The sequence below is a fragment of the Butyrivibrio sp. genome (assembly GCF_024699075.1).
Genome location: NZ_JAILQF010000284.1, coordinates 1 through 5114, shown reverse-complemented (window position 1 = coordinate 5114; position 5114 = coordinate 1). Strand labels below are relative to the sequence as shown.

Sequence of the window (5114 nt, the reverse complement as noted above, 5' to 3'; positions counted from 1 at the left end):
TCTTCAAATTCCTCTTCAATTATATCTGAGCATATCTCAACGCACTCATCACAAATATATACACCTGCAGGTCCAGCTATAAGCTTCTTGACCTGATCCTGAGTCTTATTGCAAAAAGAGCATCTGATTTCTCCGGAAATTTTACCTGCCATTCTTACTCCTTATAAGTTAGAATTATTTCTTATCTTTCTTGTCTTTCTCTTCACCAGACTCTGATCTGGCTGTTACAACAGAATCGATAAGACCAAACTTAAGTGCTTCCTCAGCTGACATCCAGTTATCACGCTCAGTTGCAGCTGCAACTTCTTCAAACGGTCTTCCTGTATTCTCAGCCATGATTGTATTCATCTTCTCACGGATCTTTAAGATGTGCTTAGCAGCAATCTCAATTTCTGTAGCCTGACCCTGTGAACCGCCTGAAGGCTGATGGATCATGATCTCTGCATTAGGAAGTGCAAGACGCTTGCCTTTAGCACCGCCTGCAAGAAGGAATGCACCCATACTTGCTGCCATACCTATACAAATAGTAGATACATCACATTTGATGTACTGCATAGTATCATATATAGCCATACCGGAAGTGATCTCACCACCAGGGCTGTTGATATAAAGGTGAATATCCTTAGAAGGATCTTCTGCTTCAAGGAAAAGAAGCTGTGCTACTACAACGCTTGCAGATGTTGCATTAACTTCTTCACCTAAAAAGATAATACGATCTTCAAGCAAACGTGAATATATATCATATGAACGTTCTCCACGGCTTGTTTGTTCAATGACATAAGGAACCAAACTCATTTTAATTGTCCTCCAATCTTTTAATGTCGGATTGTAATAAATCTTTGTAAATACAGCATCACAATATAAGTTTACGCTTTCCAGTGGGGTAAATCAATGAAATAACTATAAAATCATAATAACCAATTACTATAGCCAGCTACTAAACAAGTGATAAATGCTGCATTTTGCGCATTTTTATAACAATAAAACCACTTAATATATCGACATTTATTAACCCTTTCTTTAGTATTTCAAGACCTGGTATTTGATAAAATGTCATATACAAAAATCACCTCCACAAGCAGATTTACGTATTATATAAGTCTGCTTATGGAGGATATTATATAATTAAATATATATTAGCCTGTATTTACAAGAAATCAAAGAATTATTCTTCTGTCTTCTTTGTTGTCTTTCTTGTTCTCTTTGGCTTTTCTTCTGTAGCTTCTTCAGCATCAGCCTTCTTAGCTGCAGTCTTTCTTGTTCTCTTTGGCTTCTCTTCAGCTTCCTCATCGTCAGCCTTCTCAGCCTTCTTAGTTGTCTTCTTAGCAGCTGTCTCTTTAGCGTTCTCTACGATGAAATCAGCAGCCTTCTGAACAGCAAGGTCCTCACGAAGAGTCTTAAGCTGGCTCTCACCAAGGATTTCCTTAACCTTCTCAACTTCCATCTGATACTGGTCAGCCATCTTCTGAACTTCAGCATTAACTTCGTCGTCAGATACTTCGATGTTCTCAGCCTTAGCAACTTCTTCAAGAACGAGACGGCTCTTGATTCTCTCTTCAGCCTGAGGTCTTACCTGCTCAAGCATCTTCTCAGCTGTTGTGCCTGTATACTGAAGATACTGCTCCATTGTAAGTCCCTGATACTGCATTCTCTGAGCGAAATCGTTAACGATCTGTCTCTGCTGAGTCTCAACCATAGGTTCAGGAAGCTCGATCTCTGAATCATCGATAAGAGCCTTAACAGCCTCATCTTCCTTCTTAGCCTTAGCTTCAGCATTCTTTCTATCTTCAAGCTTCTTCTTAACGCTCTCTTTGTACTCAGCAAGAGTCTCAAACTCAGATACGTTTGAAGCGAACTCATCATTTAATTCAGGAAGCTGTTTCTCTTTGATGCCCTTTACAGTGCACTTGAATGTAGCAGCCTTACCTGCAAGTGACTTCTCCTGATACTCTTCAGGGAAAGAAACGTTAACAGAAACTTCCTTGCCGATCTCAGCACCAACAAGCTGATCCTCGAATCCAGGAATGAAAGAACCTGAACCGATTGTAAGAGGATAATCTGTTCCCTTACCACCTTCGAAAGCTTTGTCATCAACAAATCCTTCGAAATCAAGTGTGATCTGGTCATCCATCTTAACTGCACGATCTGTAACATCTACAACTCTTGCATTCTTGTTAAGCTCTGTCTTGATCTCAGCATCGATATCAGCGTCTGTTACTTCTGTATCCTGCTTTGTAACCTTGATTCCCTTGTACTTTCCAAGGCCAACCGGTGGCTTAAGAGCAACTTCTGCTGTAAAGATGAAAGGCTTACCAGACTCAATCTGTACTACCTCGATCTTAGGATTAGATACGATTGACTCGCCGCTCTCTTCAGCAGCCTTTGGATACTCGTTGTTAATAAGTTCGTTAGCAGCATCTTCATAGAAAACGCCTACGCCGTACATACGCTCGATCATCTTACGAGGAGCTTTACCTTTACGGAAACCAGGAAGCTGGATCTTGTTTTTATCCTTATTATAAGCATTCTGAATAGCTTTCTCGAGTTCTTCTGCAGCAACTTCGATAGTAAGCTTCGCCATGCTCTTTTCTAATTTTTCTACCTGTACGCTCATTTTATGAAAAAATCCTCCTTAAAAATATGTGCATAATAAACATAAACACAGCCATTTATGAATTGTACCACATGTGTCAAGCTTTTTCCACAATAAATTTTTCAAGTTTTGTAAGCTGTGCATTACTGTATTCTTTCATGCCTGTAACTTCTTTTTCAAACCAGTCTGCAGGCTTGTAATTATCTGCTGCTTCTATAGACGGGAACTCAACTTCAGCTATTATAAGTCCTTCAAAAAATCCTTCAAATACGTCAAGTTCTATCTTTATATTGCCATCCCAAAAAGCTTTGGCATCTTCCTTGTGCTCATCAAGATATTCTTTTGAAAATGCATCTTCATTTAAAGGAATCAGATATCTTTTTTTGGTTATGATATTACCGTCTGCCTTTTTTAACATATGTTTATAAGAAGCTTCATCAAGGTCCATATTATATTCTTCCTTGGCCATGATCCCGTTTGCACTTTTATAGGTCATATAATAATGATCATCTTCCTGCCTTACTCTTATTGCAGGATGAACGTTAAGATATCCCTGCTCAATATGGTGATAAGCATATCTTTTAAGATCATCAGGCAGTTTTTTGACAGTAAATTTCTTCTCTATTTCAAGTCCCATAGTCATATTGTGATCAGGTAATATACCAATAACCTGATCTATTCCTTTCTAATTCTTAGTATCAGCGGTATCAAGCATCACAACCTTCATTCTCCCCAAAACAAGCGGGAAGTTTGAATTATAATAAAAAAATTCACAGATATAATAAAGCCGTAAATAGTTTATCATATCTGTGAATAATAGTCTTATTATATTCTTCCGTAAAGCTTGGTCATATCATACATGCGTTCTGCGAGTTCTTTGGTGCAGGATTTACTGTCCATACGCCACTGCCAGTTGCCTCCAAGTACAGATGGTGTATTGATCCTTGCAGAGTCATCAAGGTTAAGATAATCCTGCATAGGAATAATACATGTATCTGCTACTGAAGACATTGCGCTTCTTATAAAAATCCATGCTATATCTTTTCTTGTATGAATATCGAGATATCTCTTGGCAAATGCTCTGTCCTTGGAATTACAGGTTTCAAACCAGCCTCTTGTTGTCTCATTGTCATGAGTTCCTGTATAAACAATACAGTTATGAGGATAGTTATGAGGAAGGTAGTCGCTTTCCTCTCTTGAATCAAATGCAAACTGTAAAACCTTCATACCTGGAAAACCGGTTCTTTGAACAAGTTTTAATACAGATGGAGTAAGGAAGCCAAGGTCTTCTGCTATAACTCTTAAGCTGTCACCAAAATTGTCCTTCATTGCCTTGAAAAGATCATATCCTGGTCCCTTCTCCCAGTGGCCAAACTCAGCAGTAGGATCACCGTAAGGAATTGAATAATACTCATCGAAACCTCTGAAATGATCGATTCTTACTACGTCATAGAGTTCGAAGCAGTGGCTTATTCGCTTCATCCACCATTTATAACCTGTCTTTTTGTGATAAGGCCAGTTATATAAAGGATTGCCCCAAAGCTGACCTGTAGCACTAAATGAATCCGGAGGACATCCTGCAACTCCAAGAGGAACATTGTCCTTGTCAAACTGGAATAGCTCCGGATTAGCCCAGGTATCAGCACTATCATAAGCTACATAAATAGGAATATCTCCTATTATCTCAACGCCACTTTCGTGTGCATAATTCTTGATGTCAGCCCACTGAATTGCAAATTCAAACTGAAGAAAACGATAGAAGTTGATCTGATCGTCATACTTGTCCATGTACTTATCAAGCGTTTTAGCATCTCTTAAACGCTCATTGTCAGGCCACTTATTAAAGCCCTGTCCGTTATGAAGATTCTTGATCGTCATAAAAAGAGCATAATCATCAAGCCACCATGCATTCTTTTTAATGAAAGCCGCAAACTTCTTCACATAAGAAGGATCTGCTCCGTTGGTGCTCTTTGATGAAAGGCCGCTGTTATTATAAGCTTTCTCTAAGAGCTTAAAACGCCCTTTATATAACTTTTCATAATCAACGCATGAAGGATCTTTGCCAAAATCAAAGCTCTTAAGATCCTCTTTTTTCAAAAATCCTCTTTCTATAAGAGTATCAATATCTATAAAATAAGGATTTCCTGCAAATGTGGAAAAAGACTGATAGGGTGAATCCCCATAGCTTGTAGGTCCAAGTGGCAGGATCTGCCAATAGCTCTGGCCTGCTTTATTTAAAAAATCAATGAATTTTTTGGCTTCCTTTCCAAAAGTACCTATTCCATACGGTGAAGGAATGCTTGATACAGGAAGAAGTACTCCGCTTCTTCTTGTTTTGACAGTATTCTTGGACATTATGTGACCCCCTGTATTTAAATTTATTATTATAAATACTTAAAATGATGTAGGTGTCAAAAGTACCTTTTGACACCTTATGACGGTCGGATTGTTCCGTTTCTACGAAACTCCCACAATCCTCAAACATTCACAAATCCGCACTACGTGCTACTTTGCTCATGTT

5 protein-coding genes are annotated in these 5114 nt (G+C 38.6%); all 5 read right to left on the bottom strand.

Translation table 11 applies throughout. The features are described from left to right. On the bottom strand, window positions 1–152 hold a 152-nt coding region (locus K6G87_RS11565; RefSeq protein ID WP_296837338.1), incomplete at its 3' end, for a ClpX C4-type zinc finger protein. Window positions 153–174: 22 nt separating this feature from the next. After that, the gene (clpP, locus tag K6G87_RS11560) at window positions 175–795 is read right to left on the bottom strand and encodes an ATP-dependent Clp endopeptidase proteolytic subunit ClpP (protein WP_296837335.1); all 621 of its coding nucleotides are present in this window, start codon (window positions 793–795) and stop codon (window positions 175–177) included. Between the two features lie 370 nt (window positions 796–1165). Then, window positions 1166–2614, bottom strand: coding sequence for a trigger factor (gene tig / locus K6G87_RS11555; RefSeq protein WP_296837333.1), 1449 nt, complete (start codon window positions 2612–2614; stop codon window positions 1166–1168). A 76-nt stretch (window positions 2615–2690) separates the two neighbouring features. After that, window positions 2691–3230 (bottom strand): CYTH domain-containing protein, encoded by a 540-nt coding sequence (locus tag K6G87_RS11550; protein ID WP_296837331.1) that lies wholly within the window; start codon window positions 3228–3230, stop codon window positions 2691–2693. Between the two features lie 188 nt (window positions 3231–3418). Continuing rightward, window positions 3419–4948: a 4-alpha-glucanotransferase gene (gene malQ / locus K6G87_RS11545; RefSeq protein WP_296837328.1), complete on the bottom strand. Its 1530-nt coding sequence runs from the start codon at window positions 4946–4948 to the stop codon at window positions 3419–3421. Window positions 4949–5114 lie beyond the last annotated feature (166 nt).